The following is a 26,701-nucleotide window of genomic DNA, read 5'->3' on the forward strand; positions in this document are numbered from 1 at the left end:
GCGCACTTTTTATACGAAATCAGAAGGCAATACAAAAACGAAAAATCAAAATTATATTTTGTAGCATACCGGCATATTTTGCTATAAAAGATACAGCATTTGCTATAATTAAAAAAAAGACGGTCGCCCAAAGAAATAGTTTTGTTTCCGGATTGCAATTCTTTAATCGATTTTTCAAAAGATGAGATACAGAATCATTTATACGCTGTTGTTGATAGCCATTTCGTACGGCGTCTATTCCCAAGAGAAGGTTACATTAAGTGGCATAATCACCGTAAAAGCAAACACCGAAACAATAATCGGTGCAACTATTTTCATTCCTGAAGCTAACATTTCAACAGTAACCAATGCGTATGGTTATTATTCGATCACGCTGCCCAGGGGAACGTATACAATCGTTGTCAGCTATGTGGGATTTGATCCTGTTGAAGAGCAGGTTACCCTGCAGGAAAATACCAGGAAAGACTTTGCAATGCCTGAAAAAAGCAAAACCTTAGATGAAGTTCAGATAAAATACAATAGCTCTGTTGGCAATATACGGGTACCGGAAATGAGTGTAAACAAGCTCTCGATCTCTACTGTCAAAAAAATGCCGGCGGTTATGGGCGAGGTTGATATTTTGAAAGCTATTCTGCAGCTCCCGGGCGTTTCCAATGCACAGGAAGGAGCCACAGGTTTTAACGTTAGAGGAGGTTCGGTCGACGGCAATTTGATCCTGTTAGACGAGGCTGTTGTTTATAATACTTCGCATTTATTCGGTTTTTTCTCTGTTTTCAATGCCGATGTGATTAAAGATCTGAAACTATATAAAGGGGGCATCCCTGCTAATTTTGGCGGACGCACCTCCTCGGTTTTGGATATTTATCAAAAAGAAGGAAATAATAAAGAATACCATATAGCGGGAGGAATCGGGGCCATTTCAAGCAGATTACTGGCAGAAGGTCCTATTGTAAAAGACAGAAGTTCGTTTGTGGTTGCCGGGCGTGCTTCTTATGCGCATTTGTTTCTAAAGCTGGCAGACAACCCCAATGCCGTTTCGTTTTATGATTTAAACGCCAAACTGAATTACAAGATCAACGAGTATAACCGGATCTTTCTTTCAGGATATTTTGGAAAGGATAAAATGGATTTTAGCAATTTTTTCAGCAACAACTATGGAAACTCATTTTTTAATCTTCGCTGGAATCATGTTTTTTCCGATAAACTTTTCTCCAATGCATCGATCATTTACAGCAAGTACAATTATGGCCTCAAAATAAAATATGCCGGCATTGATTGGACTTCTGATATCCGCAATTATAACCTAAAGTACAATTTCAGCCATCATCTGTCTGATAAGCTGGTATTGAATTATGGTATTAATTCCATTTATTACCAATTCAACCCCGGTAGCATAAAGCCTATGTATGCTATATCCCCGATCAATGCCGAACAGATTGAAAAAAAATACGCCTGGGAAAATGCGCTGTACATCAGCGCCGAACAAAAGCTTTCAAATAAAATAGCATTGACTTATGGATTACGATATAGCAATTTTCAACAGCTGGGAGAACAGCATGTAAATAATTATGCCGATAACCAGGCGGTGTATTTCAATCCCGAGTTGCAAATCTATGAAGAGGGAACGCCCACAGGGATCACCTATTATAAGAAAAACAAAAAGATAACTGGCTTTGGAAATTTAGAGCCGCGCCTGGCAATTTCCTATGCCATCAATAACAACCAGTCCATTAAGGCAAGTTATAACCGGATGAGTCAGTATATCCATTTAATTTCCAACACAGCCTCCGTCTCCCCGCTCGATATTTGGGCGCCGAGTGACCAATATTTAAAACCAGAAATCCTCGACCAGGTGGCATTGGGTTATTTCTGGAATTTGAAAAACGGGAAATATTCTTTGGAAACTGAAGCTTTTTACAAAAAGACCAAAAACAAAGCAGATTATATTGACGGCGCCGAACTCATTGCCCGTAAAGCCATAGAACAGGTGTTGCTAAACGGTGCGGCAAGGGCATACGGACTGGAGGTGATGCTGAAGAAGCATACCGGAAACCTGACGGGCTGGTTTTCCTACACACTTTCCAGGGCAGAGCAGCGAACACCGGGAAGAACTGCAGAAGAGCCGGGTATTAACAACGGCGAATGGTACCGTGCCAACCACGATAAGACGCATAACCTCTCATTTACGGCTACCTATCAATTGACAAAAAAATGGAATTTGGGAGGCCTTTTTACCTATCAAACAGGGAAAGCGGCAACCTATCCCATCGGTAAATACCAGTATCAGGGAATTACGATTGCGAATTACGGAGTGCGGAATGCCAATTCGCTTCCGGCTTATCACCACCTGGATTTATCGGCAACCTATACACCAAAACCCAATAGCAAAAAAAGGTGGAAAAGTGAATGGGTATTTAGTATTTATAATGTGTATAACAGAAGCAACGCTGCATCTATGATGTTTGAGCAAAACAGAGAAACAGGGTTAAGCGAGGCAAAAAGAATATCGATCTTTGGCATTGTTCCGGGTGTGGCGTACAATTTCAGGTTTTAATTCTAAATTATAAAAATGAAAAATATACTTAAATACCCGATGATTTCATGCGGTATCCTTTTATTGTCTTGCACAAAAGTAGTAGATGTAGATTTAGAAACGGCAGCACCCAAATTGGTCGTTGATGCATCGATTGACTGGGTAAAGGGAACGACAGGCAATGAACAAAAAATCAGGCTCTCCACTACAACCGGATACTATAGTGCGGCATTCCCAACAGTTTCCGGAGCGGAAATCACTATAACTAATTCAGCAAACATTGCCTTTCATTTTATAGAAAACCCCGGAACGGGCACCTATATCTGCGCCGATTTTCATCCGGTTATCGGTGAAACCTATACGTTAAAAATAGCTTTAAACGGAGAAATTTATACCGCAACCGAAACCTGCATTGGCGTGCCGAACATAGAGAAAAATATTACGCAGAATGACAACGGAGGGTTGGGAGGAGATGAAGTTGAGATCACTTACTACTATCAGGACAATGGAAACGAAAAGAATTACTATCTGCACCAGGTTCGATCACCTGCATCAACGTTCCCGGATTACAAAGCCAAGGACGACGAGCGCAGTAATGGCAACCTGATGCAGGAATATTTTTCAGACGAGGAGCTGAAGACCGGAGATGTGCTTAACATCAGGCTGTATGGAATTTCCAGGAGCTATTGTGATTATTTCAGAAAATTATTAGCGGCATCCGGTGCCGGAACCGGGCCGTTTCAAACAACACCCGGTTCGGTGAAAGGAAATATTATCAATCAGACCCATTTTACAAACTTTGCTTACGGATACTTCCGGTTATCGGAGGTAGCCGAAAAGGATTACAGAATACAGTAATTCATTGGGCGCAGATTCAAACGGATTTTGATTTGAAAACGTTCGAAACCGGTAAACAGGTTCAGGTCACGCAACGTGCAGTAACAGATCAGTGTCATTTCACATCGTAAATGGAAGCCCGCTTTCAGGGTCCTAGAAAAGGAATTGCATGTATATAAAAATCTCAGAAAAATTGATAGTGTACCGTATGGCAACGACTCGTTACTCCTTTATTTTGTTGACAATAACGGCAACCTATTAAAAAAAGTAAAACGTAAGTATGAAAATAGCATGCCTTCAACAGTAAATAATACTGCACGAATCTATTCCGGAAACACTACTATTACCTGCTTCAATAAAATGGCAATCCAGATTATGAAGAGATTTGGGAACAGTCTTGTGATAATAAATTTCAACAGGGCCATCAATCTACTGATACTGCCTTTCATTGGACTAAGATTGCTTATGCCCGTTATGAATATGATCCCAAAAACAGACTTACAAAGTTTGTAAAAGTATATTCGCACGAAACCGTGTCCGAAATCTTGTTCGACTATGATCCAGAGGGAAAAGCAACCCAACATGCCAAGCGAATTGATGAAAGAAGTTTTGGGGAGATGGCAAGGATGTTTTAGAAAATTGAATTGGTAAGAAAGGTCCCGAGGCGTTATCGCTTTTTTTTGTTATCATTTGGATGTTCCCATACCCAACGATCCTTTCGGAGCTCAATCCGTTTGCCGCTGGCTCCTCCTGTTCAATGGCCAGCGCTTTGAGAGATCGTCGTCATAGGTCTTGATGCAAGCGACAAAAAATTTTTTTTCTTGTGTATTCATGATCATTTTTTTTTGATACAGCATGCACAAGTAGTTTAGAAAACTATAAAATGACACAACGCAACAGATTAGTATCCATTGCGTTGTAACAATTTGTCGGGATGACTGGATTCGAACCAGCGGCCTCTTCGTCCCGAACGAAGCGCGCTACCGGGCTGCGCTACATCCCGAAAGGGGGCGCAATATAAAATAAGTTTTGAAATTATGGATGGATCTGCTGAATTTATTTCCAAACTTTACCACTCAGCCTTCCGGACAAAGCGCCCTTCTATATTTTTAAACGGTGCTTCCTGCTGCTAATCCAGCAATAGCTGTACCACAGAAAGCCGGGGAAGCTTTATGCTAAGTTCCTGTCCTTTTAATTGTGCCCCGGTAAATGGCGCTGGAACCACTTTTCTTTTATTTTCGAAGGTATTGATATCTGTAAATGCGGTGCCGGTGAGTATGGAACCGCTTATTTTTTTATAATTCGATCCTGGCAACGGAGCCCGGATGATACGATCGTTTGCCGGATCAATATTTACCAACGTAATGCAAAGACGTCCTTTTGCGTCCACAGAGGCTGAAGCATTTATTGAAGGAAGCTGCTGCCCTCCGTTTGCATATTCCGGTGCTTCTATCTTTAGTGGTACCTGTTTGGCATCCATATGTTGCTGATACAGGTCAAACACGTAATAAGTGGGCGTTAGCAGCATATCCGGTCCTTTTGTAAGAATCAGCGACTGCAGCACGTTTACAGTTTGTGCCAGGTTAGCCATCCGAACCCGGTCTGCATGATTGTTGAAAATATTCAGGGTGGTAGCAGCAATCAGCGCGTCCCGCAGGCTGTTCTGCTGGTACAGGAATCCCGGGTTGGTGCCCGGCTCCACATCAGTCCAGATCCCCCATTCATCTACCACCAGTGCCACACGCTTTTCAGGATCAAACCGATCCATGATAGCTGCATGCCGGGTTATCAGCTCATCCATAAAAAGGCAGTTCTTCATCGTATTGAAATATTCCTTTTCATCAAAAGCTGTAGCGGATCCCTTTTGGTTCCATTTTCCGGTTGGAATGGTATAATGATGCAGGCTGAGCCCCCACATCATGTGCGGGGGAATATTCTTCATCACTACTTCCGTCCAGTTATAATCTGCTGAATTGGCCCCCGCCGCTATCTTTCTCAGGGATGCATTGGGATAGTTGCGGGCAAAGGTTGCATAGCGCCGGTACTCGTTGGCATAGTATTCCGGCGTCATATTACCACCACAGCCCCAGCTTTCATTTCCCACCCCCCAGAAGCTTACATTCCAGGGCCGGTCTCTTCCATTGTTTTTCCGTAACCGGGTCATTGGCGTTTCCCCGGAGGCATTCAGGTATTCGATCCACTTCGACATTTCCTCCACGGTTCCGCTTCCCACATTTCCGGCTATATACGGCTCTGTATCCAGCAGTGCGCAAAGCTCCAGGAATTCATGTGTGCCAAAACTATTATCTTCAGTTACCCCACCCCAGTGCGTATTGATGATCTTCGGCCGGTTATTTCTGGGCCCAATGCCATCCCGCCAATGGTATTCATCTGCAAAGCACCCCCCGGGCCAGCGTAAATTGGGAATGTGTATCTTTTTCAATGCCTCCACTACATCCAGGCGGATCCTGTCTTTTTTTGGAACGTTCATTGCCGGATCCACCCAAAAGCCGTCGTAAATACAGCGACCAAGGTGCTCTGAAAAATGGCCATAGATATGGCGGCTGATGGTGGTTCCTGTATCCCTTAAAGACAGGGTAAGGGTTCCCTGTTTTTGCGCATTCGAAAGAAGCGGCAAACAAAGAAGAGCTACAATAAGCAAGCTGCGTTTCATATTATCGTTTTTTGTTAAAAGACTATACTTTTTTTGACTGCCAGGCATCTGCAGATACCTGTCTATTTAATTGTCATAAATACAATTAAAGCTTACTCAAATATAAAACATTCATGCTGTTGTTCCTAAAAAATTCTGCACGCCCACTCTGCCACGCTGTTCCTGTTTGGTTAAATAGCGGGGGAGTCGCTCTCGTTATTGTGGTCTACGCATATACCCGGTCCATAAGGATGGCGTAGGATTCCGGTACGCCATGTTGCGGGGATTCATCCGCCGGATGGCGGACACGCCCATGCCCCTATACTCACAAAAAAAAGCCTCACATTACTGTGAGGCTCTCAATAAGAATGGCAGCTACCTACTCTCCCGCATTGTGGTGCAGTACCATCGGCCATAAGGGGCTTAACTTCTCTGTTCGGTATGGGAAGAGGTGAACACCCTTGGTATAACCACCATAAAAAATTAAAAATTCTAAATCTTAAATCCTAAAAACTAAGGACCAACCCAGAACTTAATAAGTTAACATATTGGAAAAAACTGTCAGAAGAGATCTAAAAAAAATTAAAGCTTACGGGCAATTAGTACTACTCGGCTTTGATGTTACCACCTTTACACCTGTAGCCTATCAACGTCATAGTCTCTGACGGCCCTTAAAAGTAAACTCATCTTGAGGCAGGTTTCACGCTTAGATGCTTTCAGCGTTTATCCTGTCCGTGCTTAGCTACTCTGCACTGCACCTGGCGGCACAACAGATACACCAGCGGCACGTACGACCCGGTCCTCTCGTACTAAGGTCATGTCCTCGCAATTTACTAACGCCCACCACAGATAGGGACCGAACTGTCTTGCGACGTTCTGAACCCAGTTCACGTGCCACTTTAATCGGCGAACAGCCGAACCCTTGGGACCTTCTCCAGCCCCAGGATGTGACGAACCGACATCGAGGTGCCAAACCTCCCCGTCGATATGAGCTCTTGGGGGAGATCAGCCTGTTATCCCCGGAGTACCTTTTATCCTTTGAGCGACGGCCCTTCCATACAGAACCGCCGGATCACTTTAGCCGACTTTCGTCCCTGCTCGGCCTGTTTGCCTCACAGTCAAGCTCCCTTATACTAATGCGCTCTGCGTACGATTACCAACCGTACTGAGGGAACCTTTGCAAGCCTCCGTTACTCTTTAGGAGGCGACCACCCCAGTCAAACTACCCACCATGCACTGTGTGACTCGCGTCATTAGATTCTAAATCAAAGAAGGTTGGTATTTCAACGACCGCTCCACAATGGCTGGCGCCACCGCTTCATAGCGTCCCAACTATGCTACACATCCGTAATTCAAAATCAATGCAAAGTTGTAGTGAAGGTTCACGGGGTCTTTCCGTCCCGTGGCGGGTAACCGGCATCTTCACCGATACTACAATTTCACCGGGCTCGTGGAGGAGACAGCGTTCAACTCATTAGACCATTCGTGCAGGTCGGAACTTACCCGACAAGGAATTTCGCTACCTTAGGACCGTTATAGTTACGGCCGCCGTTTACTGGGGCTTCAGTCAGAAGCTTTGGATTACTCCGAACATCCTTCCTTAACCTTCCAGCACCGGGCAGGTATCAGGCTCTATACGTCATCTTTCGATTTTGCAGGGCCCTATGTTTTTGTTAAACAGTTGGTTGAACCATTTTACTGAGACCACATCGCTGTGGTACGCTTTATCCCGAAGTTACAGCGTCAATTTGCCTAGTTCCTTCTCCACGGCTCACCCGAGCGCCTTAGAATACTCATCCCGTCTACCTGTGTCGGTTTGCGGTACCGGCTGCTATACTCGCTTTTCTTGGAAGCACTCTCACTGCTGCGCTTCACCCGAAGGTTCCACTCGTCTAATCCGTCAGACTAGGCAGCTAACATGCTCCGTCACTTTTATTGCATAGCAGGCGCAGGAATATTAACCTGCTTTCCATCGTCTACCCCTTTCGGGTTTGACTAAGGACCGGGCTAACCCTGATCCGATTAACGTTGATCAGGAACCCTTAGACTTTCGGCGATAAGGTTTTTCACCTTATTTATCGTTACTTATGCCTACATTTTCTTTTCTAACCGCTCCAGCATACGTCGCCGTACACCTTCGATGCCGTTAGAATGCTCCCCTACCGATGTACCACCTAGTGGCAATCATAGAGCTTCGGTTCATGGTTTAATACCCGATTATTTTCCGCGCAGAATCTCTCGACCAGTGAGCTGTTACGCACTCTTTAAATGAATTGCTGCTTCCAAGCAAACATCCTGGCTGTTATAGAAATTTCACATCGTTTGTCTAACTTAACCATGTATTGGGGACCTTAGCTGCTATTCTGGGTTATTTCCCTCTCGGCCATGGACCTTAGCGCCCACAGCCTCACTCCCGGAGATATGTACTAGCATTCGGAGTTTGTCAGGGTTTGGTAGGCGGTGAAGCCCCCTAGCCCAATCAGTAGCTCTACCTCTAGTACACTTCTAAAATCCGAGGCTGTTCCTAAAAACATTTCGGGGAGAACGAGCTATCTCTCAGTTTGATTGGCCTTTCACCCCTATCCACAGTTCATCCCAAGACTTTTCAACGTCAACGGGTTCGGTCCTCCAGTGTGTGTTACCACACCTTCAACCTGACCATGGATAGATCACAAAGTTTCGCGTCTACCCCCACTGACTAAGCGCCCTATTCGGACTCGCTTTCGCTACGGCTCCGTTTTAAAAAACTTAACCTCGCCAGTGAGGAGTAACTCGTAGGCTCATTATGCAAAAGGCACGCCGTCACAACTTACGTTGCTCCGACCGCTTGTAGGCGTACGGTTTCAGGTACTATTTCACTCCCTTATTCAGGGTGCTTTTCACCTTTCCCTTACGGTACTGGTTCACTATCGGTGTCTGAGGAGTATTTAGCCTTACCAGATGGTGCTGGCAGATTCAAGCAGGATTCCTCCGGTCCCGCCCTACTCAGGATACTACACGTCTACGTCAATTTCCGCTTACGGGGCTATCACCCGCTATGGCTTAACTTTCCAGAAAATTCTGCTTGATGACGCTTTCTAAAAGTAGTCCTACAACCCCAGCTCCGCACGCGAAGCTGGTTTAGGCTCTTCCCTGTTCGCTCGCCACTACTTAGGGAATCATTGTCTTATTTTCTTTTCCTCCGGGTACTTAGATGTTTCAGTTCTCCGGGTTGGCTCTCTTTCGAGTGTTATACCTTCAGTATAACAGGTTGTCCCATTCGGAAATCTCGGGATATAATGCTTGTGTGCAGCTCCCCCGAGCTTATCGCAGCTTACCACGTCCTTCATCGCCTCTCAGACCCAAGGCATCCACCATACGCCCTTAATTGCTTTAAAAAAGTTATTAAACTCTTTTAATGAGGCCAGCATCACTGCTGGACTTATTTTTTAGGTTTGTTGTAGATTTTGTTACCCGACCACATTTCTTCAGACCAACCATAAATTATTATAGTGTGATGTTACAAAATTGTGATCGAACCCCGCTCGCGCGGGGCTGTTAGGTACTCTCCTAACAGTTTGTTATTTTTCCAATATGTCAAAGAACTTGCGGCTACTTTCATCTCCCAAAAGGAAAATCAGGAAAACCATTTGTAGATAATCCGGCTACGAACCTATAGACCCTAAGTCATTATCTCATCTTAAAAGAACTATTTTTTTGTGGAGGATATCGGAGTCGAACCGATGACCCTCTGCGTGCAAGGCAGATGCTCTAGCCAACTGAGCTAACCCCCCATCTTTAGTGGATGAGTTAACAAGCTGACACGCTAACAAGTATAAAACCTTATTAACTTTTAAACTTATCAACTTTTCAACCTCACTAAGTAGACCCGACCAGATTTGAACTGGTGACCCCTACATTATCAGTGTAGTGCTCTAACCAGGCTGAGCTACGGATCTATTTCTAATAAACCAATCTGATAATCGGATAATCAGCCTTGGCTTTAGATTGCCGTACTCCAAATTGGCCATCAAATCTTATTTAAAGAACTGAATAACATTAAAAGCAGGAAACAATAGCACCGGTAAGTGCTTGCTCTAAAAAGGAGGTATTCCAGCCGCACCTTCCGATACGGCTACCTTGTTACGACTTAGCCCCAATTACCAGTTTTACCCTAGGCAGCTCCTTACGGTTACCGACTTCAGGTACACCCGGCTTTCATGGCTTGACGGGCGGTGTGTGCAAGGTCCGGGAACGTATTCACCGTATCATTGCTGATATACGATTACTAGCGATTCCAGCTTCACGCAGTCGAGTTGCAGACTGCGATCCGAACTGAGAAGAGGTTTTTGGGATTAGCTTCCTGTCACCAGGTCGCAACCCTTTGTCCTCCCCATTGTAGCACGTGTGTAGCCCTGGGCATAAAGGCCATGATGACTTGACATCATCCCCTCCTTCCTCGCGTCTTACGACGGCAGTTTCACTAGAGTTCCCAGCGTTACCTGATGGCAACTAGTGATGGGGGTTGCGCTCGTTGCGGGACTTAACCCAACACCTCACGGCACGAGCTGACGACAGCCATGCAGCACCTTACTGGCAGTGTATTGCTACAAAAGTGGCTTTCACCACCGATCTCCCAGCATTCTAGCCCAGGTAAGGTTCCTCGCGTATCATCGAATTAAACCACATGCTCCACCGCTTGTGCGGACCCCCGCCAATTCCTTTGAGTTTCAATCTTGCGATCGTACTTCCCAGGTGGGATACTTAATGCTTTCGCTCAGACACTTATTGTGTATCACAAATGTCGAGTATCCATAGTTTAGGGCGTGGACTACCAGGGTATCTAATCCTGTTTGATCCCCACGCTTTCGAGCCTCAGTGTCAATATATGTGTAGCCAGCTGCCTTCGCAATTGGTGTTCTATGTCATATCTATGCATTTCACCGCTACATGACATATTCCGCTAACCTCCACAATATTCAAGACCAATAGTATCAATGGCAGTTTCCAAGTTAAGCTCGGAGATTTCACCACTGACTTACTAGCCCACCTACGCTCCCTTTAAACCCAGTGAATCCGGATAACGCTTGCACCCTCCGTATTACCGCGGCTGCTGGCACGGAGTTAGCCGGTGCTTATTCATCTGGTACCGTCAGTTGACCTAGAAAGGCCCTTTTTCGCCCCAGATAAAAGAAGTTTACAATCCAGAGGACCTTCATCCTCCACGCGGCATGGCTGGTTCAGACTTGCGTCCATTGACCAATATTCCTTACTGCTGCCTCCCGTAGGAGTCGGGCCCGTGTCTCAGTGCCCGTGTGACTGGTCGTGCTCTCACACCAGTTAATGATCGTAGGCTTGGTGGGCCGTTACCCCGCCAACTACCTAATCATACGCACACCCGTCTTCTAGCGCATCGCTGCTATAATATCAGTGAGATGCCTCACCAACATCTTACGGGGTATTAATCCAAGTTTCCCTGGGCTATCCCCCTCTAAAAGGAAGGTTGTGTACGTGTTCCGCACCCGTTTGCCGGTCTCAAGAAGAGCAAGCTCCTCTCTACCCCACGACTTGCATGTATTAAGCCTGCCGCTAGCGTTCATCCTGAGCCAGGATCAAACTCTCCGTTGTAAATGAGTTTTTGATTCTGACATCTAATTTTCTCTAAAGTAAATTAAACGTGTCAAATCGATTTTTATTTTCGCTTTGACTTACCTTTTCGTTGTCACAACTTAATGTGACTGAATTGTGCTATTGCTTCCAAACTTTCAAAGATCTTTTTGTAATTAATGCCCTAAAGACACCCTTACAAACTTGCCGATACCACCGGACTTGAACCAGCTACGCGCCTTAAACGCCGTATCATCTTAAAAGAACTCTTATCAACCAACCCCTCTTCTTCATTTATACTCCGTTTCGGGGTTGCAAAGATACTTTCTCTTTTCCAAACTACCAAAAAAAATTTTAATCTTTTTTCGATATAACCAATTATGTGTGAAGAACTTATAAATCCGTTTCCTATTTTATCAGTCAACGTTTTGGGGTTGCAAAACTGCGAACTTCTTTCCAAACCGCCAAATTTATTTTTTCTTTTTCTTCAACACTCTTCTAAGAACTGTCCGTTTTTAATCGGGTTGCAAAGATACAATCTCTTTTCAAACTGCCAAAAAAAATCAAAACTTTATTTTTAACTTTTTTTGATCTAACTAATTGTATTCTAAGAACTTATCGGTAATTTTTAATGTACCGTTTGATTTGGGAGTGCAAAGATAGGGATGATTTTGAAACAGGCAAATTTATTTTGTTTTTTTTAATCTTTTTTCCGGCCTGTAATTATGATAGCGCCAATTCCTATTCCTCTTCCCTCATCGAATCCTGATATAAAAGTATTTACAGGTAAGTACAATTCGCAAACTAGTCAGCATTGCAATTGCCGATCGCATAGCTAAAGCAAAAGGATGCGATACCGCATCAGCAACAACCTCCCGACAAAGCAGATGATGATTATCAAATGATCACATCTAACCAAACAATAGTTATCTGAGTCAGCAAACCATCGCTCTTCCCTTGCATCGTTACCCAAACGCAGCTCCGCACCCTCCTGGTAACTGCCTTCGTTCGCTGTTTGTACAGGACATTCTCTTTTTAAAGAACCGTTACCTTTGAACCATATATATACAACATGAAGATTGATATGGTTCTATATAATCCTGGATGGAAGGCAGATTTCGAATCGCTGAAAAAAGAACTGGCAGGTCTTACCGGATCATGGTGCCCTCAAATTGAACATATCGGTAGCACATCTGTGGAAGGACTTGCCGCCAAACCAATTATTGATGTGCTAATAGGTGTAAAGCATGCAGACGATCTTGATCAAATACCCCATGTGCTAATGGACCAGGGATATATCTATTACGAAAGGTATAATACGGATATGCCCTATCGCCGCTTCTTCGTAAAATTGCAAACCGATCCGGCCCTTTTATCGCTTCCTGTTCTGATCCGGAAAGATGATCCCATTCCCGTTGCACTCAACGAACACCGTCACCGGCTGGCGCATATCCACATATTGCCCCTTTCTTCGGAACACTGGACCCGGCATATTGCGTTCAGGGATTACCTCCGTACACATCCGGATGTAAAAGCAGCCTACCAGCAACTGAAGGAGCAACTGGCAGCCCGCGAATGGAATGATGGCAATGCTTACAATGAGGCCAAGGATACATTTCTTAAAACAGAAGAACGCAATGCCGTAAACTGGTACCTGCAAAACCGCCCGGCTTCGTGATCACAGCGCCAGAGGCCCCGTTATTCCTGGCATTTCCGCTTCTTCTTTCCCACTTCAAACCACATGCATATAGAAAAACTTAAACAGATGGCCCGGAACATCACCGGTGAAAAACGACTCAATGACTTTGTGCAGATTGCCGGTGTGGGTGCTGCCCTGGAAACAGCAGATGGAAACATTTATACCGGTATCAGCATTGACACAGCCTGCTCGATGGGCTTTTGCGCGGAACATAGCGCTATTGCCGAAATGCTGAAGCACGGTGAATATAAGATCAAAGCAATAGTTGCCGTAAACGATAACGGCCAGGCCATTCCGCCCTGTGGCAGATGCCGGGAGCTGATCAGTCAGCTATCCAGTTCCAATTTGCATACCATTATTGAAGTAAAGGATGGCATCCGGGTACCACTTTCTGAGCTCCTGCCTTACGACTGGAAAGAGCCGTCTGGTCCTGTGTGGTAACCCCCACTTGCGGTGCATTGCGCCTTTTGCCGACAGTTTTGCAGATTATCAGAACCGGCTCCAGGCCCCGGAGCTACCGGTTAGCTGTGTTTAAAAGATAACGAGAAAGCAGATCATTAAAGGCAACCTGCAACAATGGGAGCAGTATTCCAAAGCCCCTCCCGCGAAGTATTTACGGATTTTTTACAGAAGATTGCGATTATATCACTTTTAACGGTCAGCTCTCAAGGGCGTTGAGGAAAATTTCACCACGCATCAGTGGCGCTCGCAACTGAAAATCTTCCGCGGGCCACGCTGCACTACAAACCGGTACAATTTAAATTTGCCAGCCCGGATACCGCTATTGTCATCGCCACCGGCGGGATAAAATTCCGCTGGCAAAAAAGCTGCCGAAAACCGGCTATCCATCAATACCCGTGTATTCATCTGTATGCATAATGGAGACTTTAAGATTGCTTCCTTTCAGAACAGCAGGATCCACAAACCGGGGTTATTGCAACGGTGGCTGACAAAATAAGACGACACTTATTAACAAACCCCGGCAAATCAGGATACTTCGTTTTCGGCCACCTGCTTTATTTTGAATACTGTTGCATTCCAGTAAAAAGCCAGGTGTTTGTAGATCGTATCCGTGGGGAATCCTTTAATGGTAAGCGATAACCGGGTTTGTGTACCATCAGAAGTTAACAAAAATTCAAATACCGAATAATTAACCTCTTTTTCTTCAAGCCGCGACAGCGAACTGATCTGGCTGTATTGCAACCGCCGACCGGTATCAACGGCCAGAACAATGCCTTTATTTTCAAACGGCAGATGATGCACTCCCTTTATGACCAATGGTAGCCCAACCTTCCATTGAGTAACTACCTCCAGTTTCATTTCCGCTTCGCCCATCCATTGCAACATCAGTGCGGGTGCTGTAAGCACCGCCCACACCCGTTCCCGGCCGGCGTTTATAAGTATGCTTTTTTCTATAATCATCTTCCGTTACAATATCAACAGGCTCCACCTCTATTCCTGAAATAAAGCCATAACAGCCGTTGTCATATTTCCGGTTTCTACGGTTAAGTCTAGCTATTTTTTTAAGATCCCCTTTTCCAGGTTTTGCTTCAGCAGATCTTCGGCAAAGGCCCAAATTTGATCTGAGCCTTTAGCGATGACTTTCTTTTTAGCAACCACCTGATCATAACGTACATCAAACTCCTTCCAGGTGCCCCCATCATTGGAAGTATTCTGCAGTAAGGGTTCCAGCCGGTCAAGCGCCCTGGCAAACCTTGCCTCTGCTGTTTGCCCTGCTTCAAACTCCTTCCATACTTCAATCAGCGCTTCCGCCTGTGCCTGCGGCAATATACCAAAGATCCTTCGGGCTGCTTTTAATTCTTCAACTGTATTGGTATGGTTTTGTTGTGTGTCATAAATGAATACATCCCCCGAATCAATTTCAACAATATCATGTATCAGCACCATTTTCAACACCTTTAACAGGTCTACCGGTTCATTGGCATGTTCGGCCAGCACAATGGCCATCACAGCCAGATGCCAGCTATGTTCCGCATCATTCTCCCGCCGGTCACTATGAAGAAGCCGGGTACGGCGCAACACATATTTAAGCTTGTCAATCTCTTTAACAAATTCAATTTGCCTTACTAGTGATTCGTTCATACATCAAAGGTACAACTCAGAACCGTGCAGCATTCATCACCGGCTTTAGTCAAACAATGTCTTTGCCTTCGTCCTTCTATGCTGAAACAGAGCTTTGTTAACCGGATCTCAACGACCTATTTCCGGGAATGACGGCACTGGTATACAGTGACAACAATTTCCATCCCAGTGTTTCATATAGAACGCTGCCTTCATCTGTTGCTACCAAAACGCCTTTTGCAATACCACGGGAACAGGCTATAGCGGTAAGATACTTCATAACGGCGGTAGCTAATCCTTTGCGCCGATGTCCCTCCGAGGTTACAATACGATCGTAAATTGCAACATCATCTGTCAGGGCAATCCGTCCGCAGGCGGCAACCGTGCCATTATCCGTAAGCACGTTTACCACCGGCACCGGAAAATCCGGCTTTACTTCAAGATGGTACCCCCCAGGCAGGGAAATATTGTTTTCCGGAACGGGATCTGTACATATCATCATATATCCCAGGGGCTGGATCTCCCAGTGCTTGTTTAGTACGGCCTTTACACGATCAGGGTGGTCACAAACCTTCAGAAAAATCCAGGGCTCGGTAACGGTTTCCGCCAGCGTTATGTATGCCTCTGTAATTTCCGGAAAAATGTAGCGTTCCTTTTGTTCAGTCCACCCCACTTTCACCCGGAAGCCTCCGCCAGGTATCGCAACGGGTGCAGTAACCCCGCGAGCCAGGGCCCACCCCTTAACCCAGGAGGCTAGTACAGATTGATCTTTAACCATAGCAGGTATTTATTGTCCTGTTACAAGCTTTTTAAAAGCATCAACAAAGTGATTGAACCGCATTTCTGTGTCTTGATCTGTAATATGCCCTTCACCGTTCAGTTTACCTTTTATTCCCTGGATGAGCAAAGTAGTTGCATCTGTAAACAAAGCGCCTACTGTTTGCATGATCCGCTTTAATTCCTCGTGCCCCTTTACACCGCTTGCAGATGCCGTAATGAGTCCAACCGGCTTTTCTGAAAAGACCGTTGTTGCCACACACCACTCGATCGCATTTTTCAATCCGCTGGGCATACTGAAGATGTATTCCGGCGTGCAGATCAATACCCCATCAGCTTGTGCAATTTCCTGCCGCAACGCAACAATTGCCTCCGGCGGATTAGCAACGGAAAGGCCCGGATCAAAATGGGGCAGGGTTTTTAACACATTGTATACGGTGGTTGTAAATACAGCTTCTGTTTGCCTGGCAAAATTTAACGCCAGTTTTTCGCTGCTGGAATCAGCACTTGCACTACCGATGATTACTAGAACATTTTTCCGTTGTGCCATTTGTATATGTTTTTGTCGGGCCGCTATTGTAGCCGATTGGTCTTAGTCGAATTTAATAAACATCCGGTCAAAATTCAGCGTCATTTTTTTAAATCTCCGGATCAGATCCTGGCCGATGTTCCCATAAACCGTTTCTTTGCCAATCGATTCTTTTAATAAAGAAACACTGTCCAGCCGCACATCTTTTTCCAGGACACGAAAGGTATGTGTAATCTTATATCCTTCATATTCCTTTTTGCCGCCGGCCCCCCCCAGGCCGATCTTAACCGGCTGCCAGGTACGGATAATCTGCTGTTGGTGTTCTAAAAAAAATGGCCGATACAGGATTGTATGATCCGCTCCTGTATCAAATGTGAAATGCCTGCCATCGATCTGGATTAAAGGCGACAGACCGTCGATGGCCATATTGGACATAGCATGCATATCCGTTTCTTTTTCGGGTACTATAAAATATCCATCCTGCGTTAGCTGTACTTCCCGCAAGGCCTCAATGACCGGGAAGCCCAGGATTCCATTAATCTGGTAACCAATCTGCGGAAATGCCAATGCCTCATCGGGCAGCACTAAAAAAATCACATTTTCGATAATGTTGCCGCCGATACGCAATTCTTTACAAACGCCAAGGTCTGCTTTTACGGTATTGCCAGTAAGGGCGCCTACTTCTATGCCGGCGGGGATTACGTCCAGCTTCAGCCGTTGCGCCGCTGAGCGGATAATCGTGGACAGATTGGCGCCTGTATCGAAAATGCAACTCAAGGTGTCATTTTCAGTGGTAACATTCAGATTATTCAGACCAGCTTTATCTTTTTCCATTTTTATACGGCTGCCGTTTCGCATCCGCACCCGTTGCGCCGGTACGTTTTCCAGTGCCTTCCATATCTTCAGATTATTTTCCAGGTCACTTTTCTCGGCTTCCTTCAATATCGTCCCATACTGCGCGAACAGTGCCTGCAAGGTGCGCTTCGCCTCCTTATATTGATGCAGTTTTATGTGATTGTCTTCCCGGATCCGGTATAACCGAAGTTGCAACGAATCGGGTAAACCAGGCTTTATTTTTAAAAGCGAACCGATCTTTTGATTGGACACCTGGGGCTGATTAAAGGCGTTGCAAAGTACAGCTTCTGTAAACTGCCGGTGTGCCGCTGAAAGTTGCTGACGATACTCATCGTAAAGGCTGCGGGCCTTAAAAAAATCTTTCTGCCCGATGGCATAATAAATCGATTTAAACGCGGAGCTTTCGATCTGCCCCCGACAAAGCCCGGATACGTTTACCAACAGGACCAGGAGCCCGGTCTTTAAAAAGTGTTTCATTATATTTGTTTAAAACCAAATCCGCCGTTTCTTTTATATTTCACAAAAAACAGGTCGTAATTGTGCTGTGTCACCGGGGCCCGGCAAAATACAAAAATAACAATAATCGATGCTTTGTTGTTCATCAGATACAGGCTGAATGCTTTGATGGTTTTTTATTCCCGGGCCCGTCATTCGCTGTTACCCTGCCGCTTATTGTATTCATCGTCCCCTTCGCCCGAGCTTCGTGACCTTTACGGTTCAATTTTTTAAGGCGGGAATATGCAAGGGACCATGCAATGCACATAAGGAGATACGTGCAACTATTCATCGCGCTCTTGCGCAGGCGTCGCGCCCTTTGCGGTTCAACTTTTTAACGCTGGAATACGCAAGGAGTTACCCGCTTTTTTTACCTGCATTTCCCTTATGCCGTTGCAGATCTGTCAAATGCAGCAATCCAAAAAGCATCCGTTTAGCTGAACCGGGCTTTTATTGCGGAAAACGCCGAACGAACCGATTCGAAAATATTTGATAGTTTAGCGTATTAAATCCGGATTGAAAATGTTAGATTTTATAAAACAACCCTGGCCCTGGTATGTGGCCGGGCCACTGATCGGGTTGATTGTACCGGCACTATTATTACTCGGAAACAAGCCCTTTGGCATCAGTTCCTCGTTACGGCATATTTGTGCCGCCTGTATTCCTTCCGGCATTCCTTTTTTCCGGTATAACTGGAAAAAAGAACGATGGAACCTGCTTTTTGTGCTAGGAATTTTCTTCGGAGGGATGATTGCTGCGCGGTTCCTTTCTGATCCGGAGCCAATAAAGATCGCCCCTCAACTGGCGGCCGACCTGGCAAAGCGGGGTATTACTGATTATCATAACCTCGTTCCGGCCGATCTTTTTAACTGGCATTCCCTGCCCACAGTCAAGGGAGCAATCCTGATGATTGCCGGCGGATTTCTTGTAGGCTTTGGAACACGATATGCTGGCGGATGTACGAGCGGACACGCCATTATGGGTTTATCCAACCTTCAATGGCCCTCCCTGGTTGCCACTGTTTGCTTTATGATCGGCGGCTTCCTGGCGGCCAATTTATTGTTGCCCTGGATTCTGGCCCTCTAACTTCAATTTTTTTTCGCAATGATTAAAGAAGATCTTAAGAACGGTTTTTCCAAACCCATACAGGATGAATTTACAGTAACTCCGGATTCGGATGCAACAAAGAATGGATCGCAGGTCCGCTTCCTTATTGCAGGTATCGTTTTTGGAATTGCATTTACCAAGGCGGAAGTGATCAGCTGGTTCCGCATACAGGAAATGTTCCGGCTTCAATCCTTCCATATGTATGGCGTTATCGGCAGCGCCGTAGTTGTGGGCATGGTCTCTATCTGGCTGATCAAAAAATTCAATATGAAAACCATCAATGGCGAAAAGATAGAAATTCAGCCCAAGCAGTTCAATAAGGGACAGGTGTTTGGAGGATTGATCTTCGGTATTGGCTGGGCACTGACCGGCGCCTGTCCCGGTCCGCTCTTTGCGCAGATCGGCACCGGTGCTACCGTGGTAATGATCACGCTCCTGAGTGCCATTGCCGGCACCTGGGTCTATGGACGGTTCCGGAATAAACTGCCCCATTAAAAAAAGTATATTTTTCCCAAGACCGCTATAGATTCCTTTTATCAGAAGCCGTGCAGCCCTATGTTAAAAGACCGGATTATTATCATTGATGCCCAGAAAGACTTTACAGAACCGGGCTTCGCTTACGGACAACATCACCCGTTGCTAAAAAATATCTGGACCGTCGTTCAAAAGCTTAATATCCTGCTGGAACAAACGCAGCCCGGGCGGGTTATCCTTGTTGATTCCAGCTATCTTCCCAACCAGTTTGGCCCGGGCTTTTCTGCCTGTGTTCGGGGAACGGAAGGCCACCAAAGCAGCCTGGGAAACATTGAAGTGTTCCGGCGTTTTGAGAAAACAAACCACAGCTGTTTTTCTTCAAAAGATTTTTCTGCTCACTTACAAGCAACGCAGATAGACCGGCTTATGCTTTGTGGTTTTCTTACCGAATATTGTGTAAAAGCCACCGCGCTTGACGCGCTTTCAAGGGGCTTCAGGGTTACCGTTTGTCCGGACCTGCTTGGCTCAGCGGATGATAAGCAACTGATAAAAGAACAGGCACTGGCAGAAATGGAGCAAAGAGGAGCAACAATCCAATGCCCCGGATACTAAACCGTATAACGCTTTACCTCCAGTAAGTGAACCGCATCTTCTTTTGTGTTCCAGTCTGAATGAATGGCCAGGGCGGCCCCTGTGGCGGTAGCCTGGGATACTGATGCCGCATATACTTCCAATTCCGGGAAAGCCCTTGCCATCAGGTTCATAAAAATTTCGTTCCGTGCAAAGCCTCCGTCGATGTAAAGTTGCTTTACACCCGTATCATTCAGCACCAGTTCCGTAGAATGCTTCTGCTTTTTTACCAGGTGTCGTATTAAATCGTGGTAGGTCTTTTCTACCGTTTGTTCGCCTGAGAACACGAAATGCGGGGTCACTGGTGCATCATCCGCCGGTGCTGCCAGATCCGGGGCAAAACGGATACCATGAAAATATCTGGGGTTTAAATGATAGAAGGCGGCCAGTTTTTTTACTGCTTCTTCATGCTCGTTGCCAGCAAACAAACGAGAGGATTTCAGAGGCATTCCCTGGTAGGTAAGATATGACAAACAATCCTGCTGCAGTTCCTTTGTTGTTAACGGGGTTTTATTAAACGGGTTCATGGAAATGCTCCAGGTACCGGTAGACAGAAGCACAAAGGGATCTTTAATCATACACATGTACGGGATAAAAGCCGCTGAGCTGTCGTGCAGCCCCACGCCACATTTTAGCGGTTGACCTTCCATAGCCGTATCCACGGATCCGTCTGAAGGAAACAAAGGCGCCAATCTGCTACCGATGCCCTCTTCCGCAACCCAGCGATGGTAATCATTCTTCCGGAAATCCCATAAAGCAGTGTGGCAACCGATGCTGGTAATATCCGAAAATAACTGCCTGTGCACAAGAAAGCCCAGGTACTGAGGCAGGTGCAGCGATTGACGTATTTCCCCAAATAATTGCGGTTGTTGTTCCTTAATGCGATAAAGCTGCAGGCCTGAATTCAGGTTTCCTAAAATGGGAGATGCTGTTTCAGTGGCAAACTGCTCTCTTCCCCCGTAACGGTAATAAAACAGATCACCCAGGTCTTCGGGGAACGGTTTCAGATAATTGTATAAGGGCGCTACCGGCCGGCCGGAGGCGTCCAGGTGTACAAAGCTGGCCCCATAAGTGGAAAAATTAACTGCCCGCAATTTTATAGCGGGATCCTTTAGTTTTTCTGCCAGTTTATTTTTTACCCAATTGCCAATGGCATTTATATCATCACAGGGAAATCCGTCCTCATCTCTTGTCTCGTAAAAATTTTGCACCTCCTCTTCCACGATCTGATAATCTTCATCGAAGAAGAAGAATTTTTTATTAGTCTTTCCGATATCAAATACCGCTATTCCCGGAATGGCACTCATTTATTATGTCAGATATTAGTGATCAGTAGTCAGCTGTTGGCTATCAGTTATCAGATCTTTGTTCTCAGATAACGGCTAAAGGCTAAAAGCTGATGGCTAAAAAACTTTGCTATAACCCCGTCGCTACGGCCTTTTCCCCCCGCTCTTTCACCAGTTGATCCCGTACTTTTAACTGACGGAACAGACCAATTGGATCCAGGACCGCACCGGCACGCAAACGGGCCTCTGCAAGGATCGGACGCACATCCGTCCGGTATGCTGCCTGGAGTAACTCCTGGGCCAGCGCTACATCGTTATTTTCCTGTGCGGTTTCAAGTTGAGCCGCATTTACCAGCAAGGCCTGGGCATAGGCAATCTTAATGGCTTCCACGCTTTGGAGCAGGTCTTCCAGCGGGTCTTTTACATTATGACTGGCATCAATCATCCATCCCAGGCCCGTAGCATGATCCATGCCCCGCACATCCATTCCGTCTACCAGCTCTTTAAAGATCAGGAACAGCTGGTAGGGCTTGATGCTCCCAACAGTCAGATCATCATCGCCGTACTTGCTATCATTAAAATGGAAACCTCCCAGTTTTTTCTCATTCAACAACAAAGCTACGATCTGTTCAATATTGGCATTGGGCAGGTGATGTCCCAGGTCCACCAGGGTGTAGGCCTTTTCTCCCAGCTTGCTGGCAAACAGGAACGACTGTCCCCAATCGCCTACAGTGGTAGAGTAAAAATTCGGTTCAAAAGCCTTGTACTCTACAAATACCTTCCATTGTTCGGGCAACGCCTCATAAATTTCGCCGAGGCTTTCCAGGGTATTATTAAAGGCCTTTCGGAAATTGAGTTGCCCCGGGAAGCAGGAACCGTCCGCCAGCCAGATGGTTAACGATTCGGAGCCCAGTTCCTCGCCATATTTGATCACCTCTATATTGTGATCGATCGCCTGTTTCCGTACCGCACGATCTACATGCTGCAAAGAACCATACTTATAGCTATGCGCCTGTCCGGCCTGGTCCTGGAAGGTATTGGAGTTCATTGCATCAAACTTCAGGTCAAGCTGTGCCGCCAGTTGCTTCAAAGCTGCGGCATCTTTGGGAATATCCCAGGGAATATGCAGTGAAATAGCGCCGCTGGACCGGTTAAACTGGTGCAATAATCCCACATCTTCCAGCTTCTGTTCCAATGTAGCCGGTTCTCCCCTGCCGGCAAAGCGGCCGAAGCGCGTGCCACCATTTCCAAGCGCCCATGAGGGGATCGCCACCTGGAAGTCGGTCAACTTTTTAATAATCTGCTCCACTCCCGGAACATTACCGGAAATGAATTGAAAATTCCGTTGATGTTGTGTCAGCAAGGCGTCGTTATGCTGCTCAATCTGAGCCTTTGTCAGTAACATAAAAAATACTTTATATCGGTTTAGACTTTCAGGCACTACGAATTTTCATAATGCCCTTGTCGTTTAAAGATCTTAAAAAAACGAGTTGACCGATTAGAAAATCATCAACTCTTGTATTGCTTGTTATATGAAGACGTTTTTATCGTAAGAATGCCGCTGCTACGCCACCATCTACATTCAGCACATTTCCTGTGGATTTGTTCAGCAGGCCGCTTACAAAGATAAAGCAGGCGTTGGCAATATCCTCAGGAAGGATCATTTCATTCATCAACGTGCGTTTTGCATAATATGCCGGCAATTCCTCCACCGTGATACCATATGCCTTGGCGCGGCCTTCGGCCCAACCTCCGGCCCAGATATTAGAATTGGCAATAACGGCATCCGGGTTTACTGAATTGACACGAATTTTATCAGCTCCCAGTTCCGCGGCCAGTAACCGCGACAGATGAGCCTGAGCGGCCTTCGCCGAGCCATAGCCAGCATTATTAGGACCCGATACAATCGAATTTTTTGAAACGATATTGATAATATCTCCACCGATATCCTGTTTGCGCATTACGGCAACCGCTTGTTTGGAAACCATAAACTGCCCTTTTACCAGGATATTATATAACCGATCCCATTCTTCAATGGTATGATCCGTGATGGACTTTGAAATGCTAATACCGGCATTGTTTACGATAATGTCTAAACCACCGAATGCGCAGGTAGCTTCATCGATCGCCGTTTTGATGGAATCATTGCTGGTTACATCCAGTATTACCGAGGCTGCGGCATCGCGGCCGAATGCTTTTTGAAATTCGGCAGTTGTTTCCTGCACCCGCTCCTGGTTAATGTCGTTAATAATCACACAGGCCCCTTCTTCCGCAAACTTGCGGGCGATGGCTTTACCAATACCACCACCACTTCCGGTAACCAGTGCAATACGGCCGCTTAATGGCTTTGGCTTCGGCATCCGCTGCAGTTTAGCCTCTTCCAGCAACCAATATTCGATATTGAATGCTTCCTGCCGGGGCAGCGAGGTATATTCGGAAATGGCTTCAGCCCCGCGCATTACGTTGATGGCATTGGTATAGAATTCTGCAGCCACCCGTGCTGTTTGTTTATCCTTTGAAAAGGTAAACATACCCACGCCCGGATAAATAATCACCACAGGGTTAGGATCGCGCATTGCCGGGCTGTTGGGATGCTTGCAGGCATTATAGTAGTCCGCATACATATTGCGATATGCTTCAAACAACGGAGCTATTTTTTCTTTAACGGCAGATACATTTTCCAGATCTTCATCCGGAGCAAGGTTCAATACCAGCGGACTGATCTTGGTACGCAGGAAATGGTCCGGACAAGAAGTGCCCAGCGGGGCCAGTCGATCCAGGTCGTTGGAATTAATGAATTGCAACACCCGTTCATCGTCGGTAAAATGTCCTACCATTTTCGTATATGAAGAACAAAAGCCCCGCAATACCGGCGCCAGTTCCGCAGCTTTTTTTAACCGTTCATCTGCCGGCAAGGCAGCCAACTTTTCTCCGCCAAATACCGGTCCCTTTTTACCGAGGTGCTGCTCAATATACTCCGCACAAGTTTCAATCACTTCCAGCGTATTCAGATAACTTTCATAAGCGGTGTCACCCCAGGTAAACAAGCCATGGGAGCCCAGCATGATGCCGCGAATTCCCGGGTTTTCCTCAAGGCATTGTTTGAGTTGTAAGCCCAGGTCAAAGCCAGGCTTTTGCCAAGGTACCCAGCCAATAGAGCCTCCAAATAATTCTTCAGTAATTTTCCTGCCGTCCTTTGCTGCCGCAATGGCTATGGCCGCATCAGGATGCAGGTGATCGATATGTTTGAACGGCAGAAATCCATGCAAGGGAGTGTCGATAGACGGAGCCTTGGATGCCAGATCATAGATACAATGATTAAAAAGTCCTACCATCTCATCTTCATGCTCAATACCCCGGTAAATGGCTTTCAGGCTTCGCAAACGATCTACGTACAGCGCCGCCAGCCCACTCTTTTTAAGAGTTCCGAGGTCACCGCCGCTTCCCTTTACATACATGATCTCTTTTTCTTCATTGGTGAGCGGGTCTTTTGCCATCACCTTACAGGAAGTGTTTCCTCCTCCATAATTGGTGAGCCGGAGATCTGCGCCCAACAGGTTGGAACGATAGATCAGCAAGGCAACCTCATCACCTGCCATGGCTGCCGCGGTGGCATCATCCCATAAATAACTTACATGCTTAAATGTTTTCGCTTCTGCGCTCATATACTGATGTTCTTTTTTATATTTTATCTTAACGAATTCCCATATCCTACCAGTAATACCGATATCAAAATGATAATGATCCCCAGCACTACCGTGGTAAAGGTCTTTTTGCTGACGCCTTTCCATTCTTTCAGGATCAATCCCCATACATTGGCGATCAGGATAATAAATGCCATGTGCAGGATCCAGGAACTGGGGCCATTACCCAGTTTGCTTTCCCCCATCCCGTAGAAGAAGAACTGGAGGAACCAGGTGGTACCAGCCAGCGCACAAAAAACAATATTGGAGAGCAGCGGGGTTTTCCGGTTGGTATAATCTCCAAAAGTTTTGTTGCGTGCATTCAGCATCAGGCACCAGATCAGGTTCGTGGTCAGCCCGCCCCAAAGGATCACTACATAAGATACATTGTTTTGGTAAAGAAATTCTCCCGCTCCGGGGTGAGCCGCTTTCCACAATGCGTTGGCCGCATCCGCCATGGGTTTCCCGGCCTCTATGCCGAAATTAAAACAGGCACTGAGCACCCCTGAAATGATCGCCACCAATATTCCCAGGCCAAATTTATATTCATCCTTCCCTGAAAGATGATCGGCCTCGCTTGCTGCGGAATTTTCAGCACCAGCTTCCCCCGCGGATGGCATGACAGCCAGTTCCTTTTCTTTACGCATACCGGCTTTCCCCGAAACGATGATCCCTGCGATACACACCAATAATCCCAGCATCACTACCTGTCCCCAACTGGTTTTAAACAGCAAACCGATCGTATCTTTTCCATCTACAGGGTTCAACTGGTAATACAATGCAGGAATCAACGCGCCAAACACCATGCACAAGCCCAGGATGATGCTGCTTCCCAGGGATACGCCCAGATACCGAACGCCCAATCCATAGGTTAGTCCGCCGATCCCCCAAAGCAACCCGAAAAGATACGCATACCCGAGGGTAGCGCCCCCTGCCGTTTGAATGATTTCCCAAAAATTGGGGATGGTGAGCCAGGCAGCCAGCGGCGGCACAATCAGCCAGGAAAAAACACCTCCGATCAGCCAGTACGATTCCCATGACCATCCCTTTACTTTTTTATAAGGGATATAAAAACTACCAGAGGCAAACCCTCCGATAAAGTGAAATATAACTCCCAATAATGCGTTCATGAATTTCTTTTAAGCAATCATTAAAGGCCAAAAATATTTGGTTTAAAACGAACTACCGTCATGTACTGTCATGCTTTAAGCCCGGTTTTAACAAAATCTTAAACCCGGTAACGATGGCATAAAAAAAACCGCTCCAAAAGGGAGCGGTCACATACATACATTCTACTTATCCTTAGAATTTATAGCCTATAGAAAGACCAAAGTTGTTATTCTTTAAAACCTCATCCGGTTTGCGTCCATCAGACTTTGGCTCCAGGTTGGTTAGCCCCAGTTGTCCGTTTAGCTGTACCGAAAAGCGGTTGGCAAATTCGTAACCGAAAAGCAGATTGGCACCTACATCAGCAC

The 26,701-nt window shown here is 46.0% G+C and carries 17 protein-coding genes, 3 tRNA genes, 3 rRNA genes and 1 pseudogene; 7 read left to right on the forward strand and 17 right to left on the reverse strand.

The genetic code is table 11. The annotated features are described in order from the left end of the window. Positions 1 to 181 precede the first annotated feature (181 nt). Together LL912_RS00180 and LL912_RS00185 are read left to right on the forward strand one after the other, a co-directional pair. Positions 182 to 2,554, forward strand: coding sequence for a TonB-dependent receptor (locus LL912_RS00180; RefSeq protein WP_235551533.1), 2,373 nt, complete (start codon positions 182 to 184; stop codon positions 2,552 to 2,554). Positions 2,555 to 2,569: 15 nt separating this feature from the next. After that, positions 2,570 to 3,391 (forward strand): DUF4249 domain-containing protein, encoded by an 822-nt coding sequence (locus LL912_RS00185; protein ID WP_235551534.1) that lies wholly within the window; start codon positions 2,570 to 2,572, stop codon positions 3,389 to 3,391. Between the two features lie 908 nt (positions 3,392 to 4,299). On the opposite strand, the gene LL912_RS00190 is transcribed toward LL912_RS00185, so the two are convergent. The 7 genes from LL912_RS00190 to LL912_RS00220 form a co-directional block, all read right to left on the reverse strand. Continuing rightward, positions 4,300 to 4,373, reverse strand: a tRNA-Pro gene (locus LL912_RS00190). 126 nt (positions 4,374 to 4,499) lie between these two features. Further along, positions 4,500 to 6,044, reverse strand: a complete 1,545-nt coding sequence (locus LL912_RS00195) for an alpha-N-arabinofuranosidase (RefSeq protein ID WP_235551535.1) — start codon at positions 6,042 to 6,044, stop codon at positions 4,500 to 4,502. 345 nt (positions 6,045 to 6,389) lie between these two features. Next, positions 6,390 to 6,501: ribosomal RNA gene (gene rrf / locus LL912_RS00200) — 5S ribosomal RNA — on the reverse strand. A 101-nt stretch (positions 6,502 to 6,602) separates the two neighbouring features. Continuing rightward, positions 6,603 to 9,400, reverse strand: a 23S ribosomal RNA gene (locus tag LL912_RS00205). Positions 9,401 to 9,722: 322 nt separating this feature from the next. After that, positions 9,723 to 9,796 (reverse strand) — tRNA-Ala (locus LL912_RS00210). Positions 9,797 to 9,886: 90 nt separating this feature from the next. Beyond that, positions 9,887 to 9,961: transfer RNA gene (locus tag LL912_RS00215), tRNA-Ile, on the reverse strand. 142 nt (positions 9,962 to 10,103) lie between these two features. After that, positions 10,104 to 11,630 (reverse strand): 16S ribosomal RNA (locus tag LL912_RS00220). The 16S, 23S and 5S rRNA genes sit together here with 2 tRNA genes alongside, the layout of an rRNA operon. A gap of 1,051 nt (positions 11,631 to 12,681) precedes the next feature. On the opposite strand from LL912_RS00220, the gene LL912_RS00225 reads away from it, so the two are divergent. Both LL912_RS00225 and LL912_RS00230 read left to right on the forward strand, forming a co-directional pair. Next, positions 12,682 to 13,287, forward strand: coding sequence for a GrpB family protein (locus tag LL912_RS00225; RefSeq protein ID WP_235551536.1), 606 nt, complete (start codon positions 12,682 to 12,684; stop codon positions 13,285 to 13,287). 87 nt (positions 13,288 to 13,374) lie between these two features. Beyond that, complete coding sequence (locus LL912_RS00230; protein ID WP_235551537.1) at positions 13,375 to 13,749, forward strand: cytidine deaminase family protein; 375 nt, start codon at positions 13,375 to 13,377, stop codon at positions 13,747 to 13,749. Positions 13,750 to 14,295: 546 nt separating this feature from the next. On the opposite strand, the gene LL912_RS00235 is transcribed toward LL912_RS00230, so the two are convergent. The 5 genes from LL912_RS00235 to LL912_RS00255 form a co-directional block, all read right to left on the reverse strand. Then, entirely contained in the window at positions 14,296 to 14,730 is a 435-nt protein-coding gene (locus LL912_RS00235; RefSeq protein ID WP_235551538.1) for an SRPBCC family protein, read from the reverse strand. 93 nt (positions 14,731 to 14,823) lie between these two features. Further along, positions 14,824 to 15,411 (reverse strand): HD domain-containing protein, encoded by a 588-nt coding sequence (locus tag LL912_RS00240; protein WP_235551539.1) that lies wholly within the window; start codon positions 15,409 to 15,411, stop codon positions 14,824 to 14,826. A 97-nt stretch (positions 15,412 to 15,508) separates the two neighbouring features. Then, complete coding sequence (locus tag LL912_RS00245) at positions 15,509 to 16,168, reverse strand: GNAT family N-acetyltransferase (protein WP_235551540.1); 660 nt, start codon at positions 16,166 to 16,168, stop codon at positions 15,509 to 15,511. A gap of 9 nt (positions 16,169 to 16,177) precedes the next feature. Beyond that, positions 16,178 to 16,717, reverse strand: a complete 540-nt coding sequence (locus LL912_RS00250; protein ID WP_235551541.1) for an NADPH-dependent FMN reductase — start codon at positions 16,715 to 16,717, stop codon at positions 16,178 to 16,180. 42 nt (positions 16,718 to 16,759) lie between these two features. Further along, positions 16,760 to 18,028: a retropepsin-like aspartic protease gene (locus tag LL912_RS00255; protein ID WP_235551542.1), complete on the reverse strand. Its 1,269-nt coding sequence runs from the start codon at positions 18,026 to 18,028 to the stop codon at positions 16,760 to 16,762. 540 nt (positions 18,029 to 18,568) lie between these two features. On the opposite strand from LL912_RS00255, the gene LL912_RS00260 reads away from it, so the two are divergent. The 3 genes from LL912_RS00260 to LL912_RS00270 are packed head-to-tail and all read left to right on the forward strand — an operon-like array spanning position 18,569 to position 20,239. Then, positions 18,569 to 19,132, forward strand: a complete 564-nt coding sequence (locus tag LL912_RS00260) for a YeeE/YedE family protein (RefSeq protein ID WP_235551543.1) — start codon at positions 18,569 to 18,571, stop codon at positions 19,130 to 19,132. A gap of 18 nt (positions 19,133 to 19,150) precedes the next feature. Beyond that, entirely contained in the window at positions 19,151 to 19,648 is a 498-nt protein-coding gene (locus tag LL912_RS00265) for a DUF6691 family protein (protein ID WP_235551544.1), read from the forward strand. 60 nt (positions 19,649 to 19,708) lie between these two features. Further along, a complete protein-coding gene (locus LL912_RS00270; protein WP_235551545.1) occupies positions 19,709 to 20,239 on the forward strand; it encodes a cysteine hydrolase family protein in 531 nt (176 codons plus the stop codon). On the opposite strand, the gene LL912_RS00275 is transcribed toward LL912_RS00270, so the two are convergent. The 5 genes and pseudogenes from LL912_RS00275 to LL912_RS26300 form a co-directional block, all read right to left on the reverse strand. Next, positions 20,236 to 21,564, reverse strand: coding sequence for an FGGY-family carbohydrate kinase (locus LL912_RS00275; RefSeq protein ID WP_235551546.1), 1,329 nt, complete (start codon positions 21,562 to 21,564; stop codon positions 20,236 to 20,238). The two genes, LL912_RS00270 and LL912_RS00275, sit on opposite strands and share 4 nt — an antisense overlap. Before the next feature lie 109 nt (positions 21,565 to 21,673). Beyond that, positions 21,674 to 22,948, reverse strand: coding sequence for an L-rhamnose isomerase (locus LL912_RS00280; RefSeq protein WP_235551547.1), 1,275 nt, complete (start codon positions 22,946 to 22,948; stop codon positions 21,674 to 21,676). 139 nt (positions 22,949 to 23,087) lie between these two features. Next, on the reverse strand, positions 23,088 to 25,208 hold the full coding sequence (locus LL912_RS00285) for a bifunctional aldolase/short-chain dehydrogenase (RefSeq protein WP_235551548.1): 2,121 nt from the start codon (positions 25,206 to 25,208) through the stop codon (positions 23,088 to 23,090). Positions 25,209 to 25,231: 23 nt separating this feature from the next. Continuing rightward, positions 25,232 to 26,356 (reverse strand): L-rhamnose/proton symporter RhaT, encoded by a 1,125-nt coding sequence (rhaT, locus tag LL912_RS00290; protein ID WP_235551549.1) that lies wholly within the window; start codon positions 26,354 to 26,356, stop codon positions 25,232 to 25,234. 172 nt (positions 26,357 to 26,528) lie between these two features. After that, positions 26,529 to 26,701 (reverse strand): annotated as a pseudogene (locus tag LL912_RS26300) (porin family protein); the annotation flags it as partial.

Source organism: Niabella agricola, from assembly GCF_021538615.1.
Classification (GTDB): Bacteria; Bacteroidota; Bacteroidia; order Chitinophagales; family Chitinophagaceae; genus Niabella; species Niabella agricola.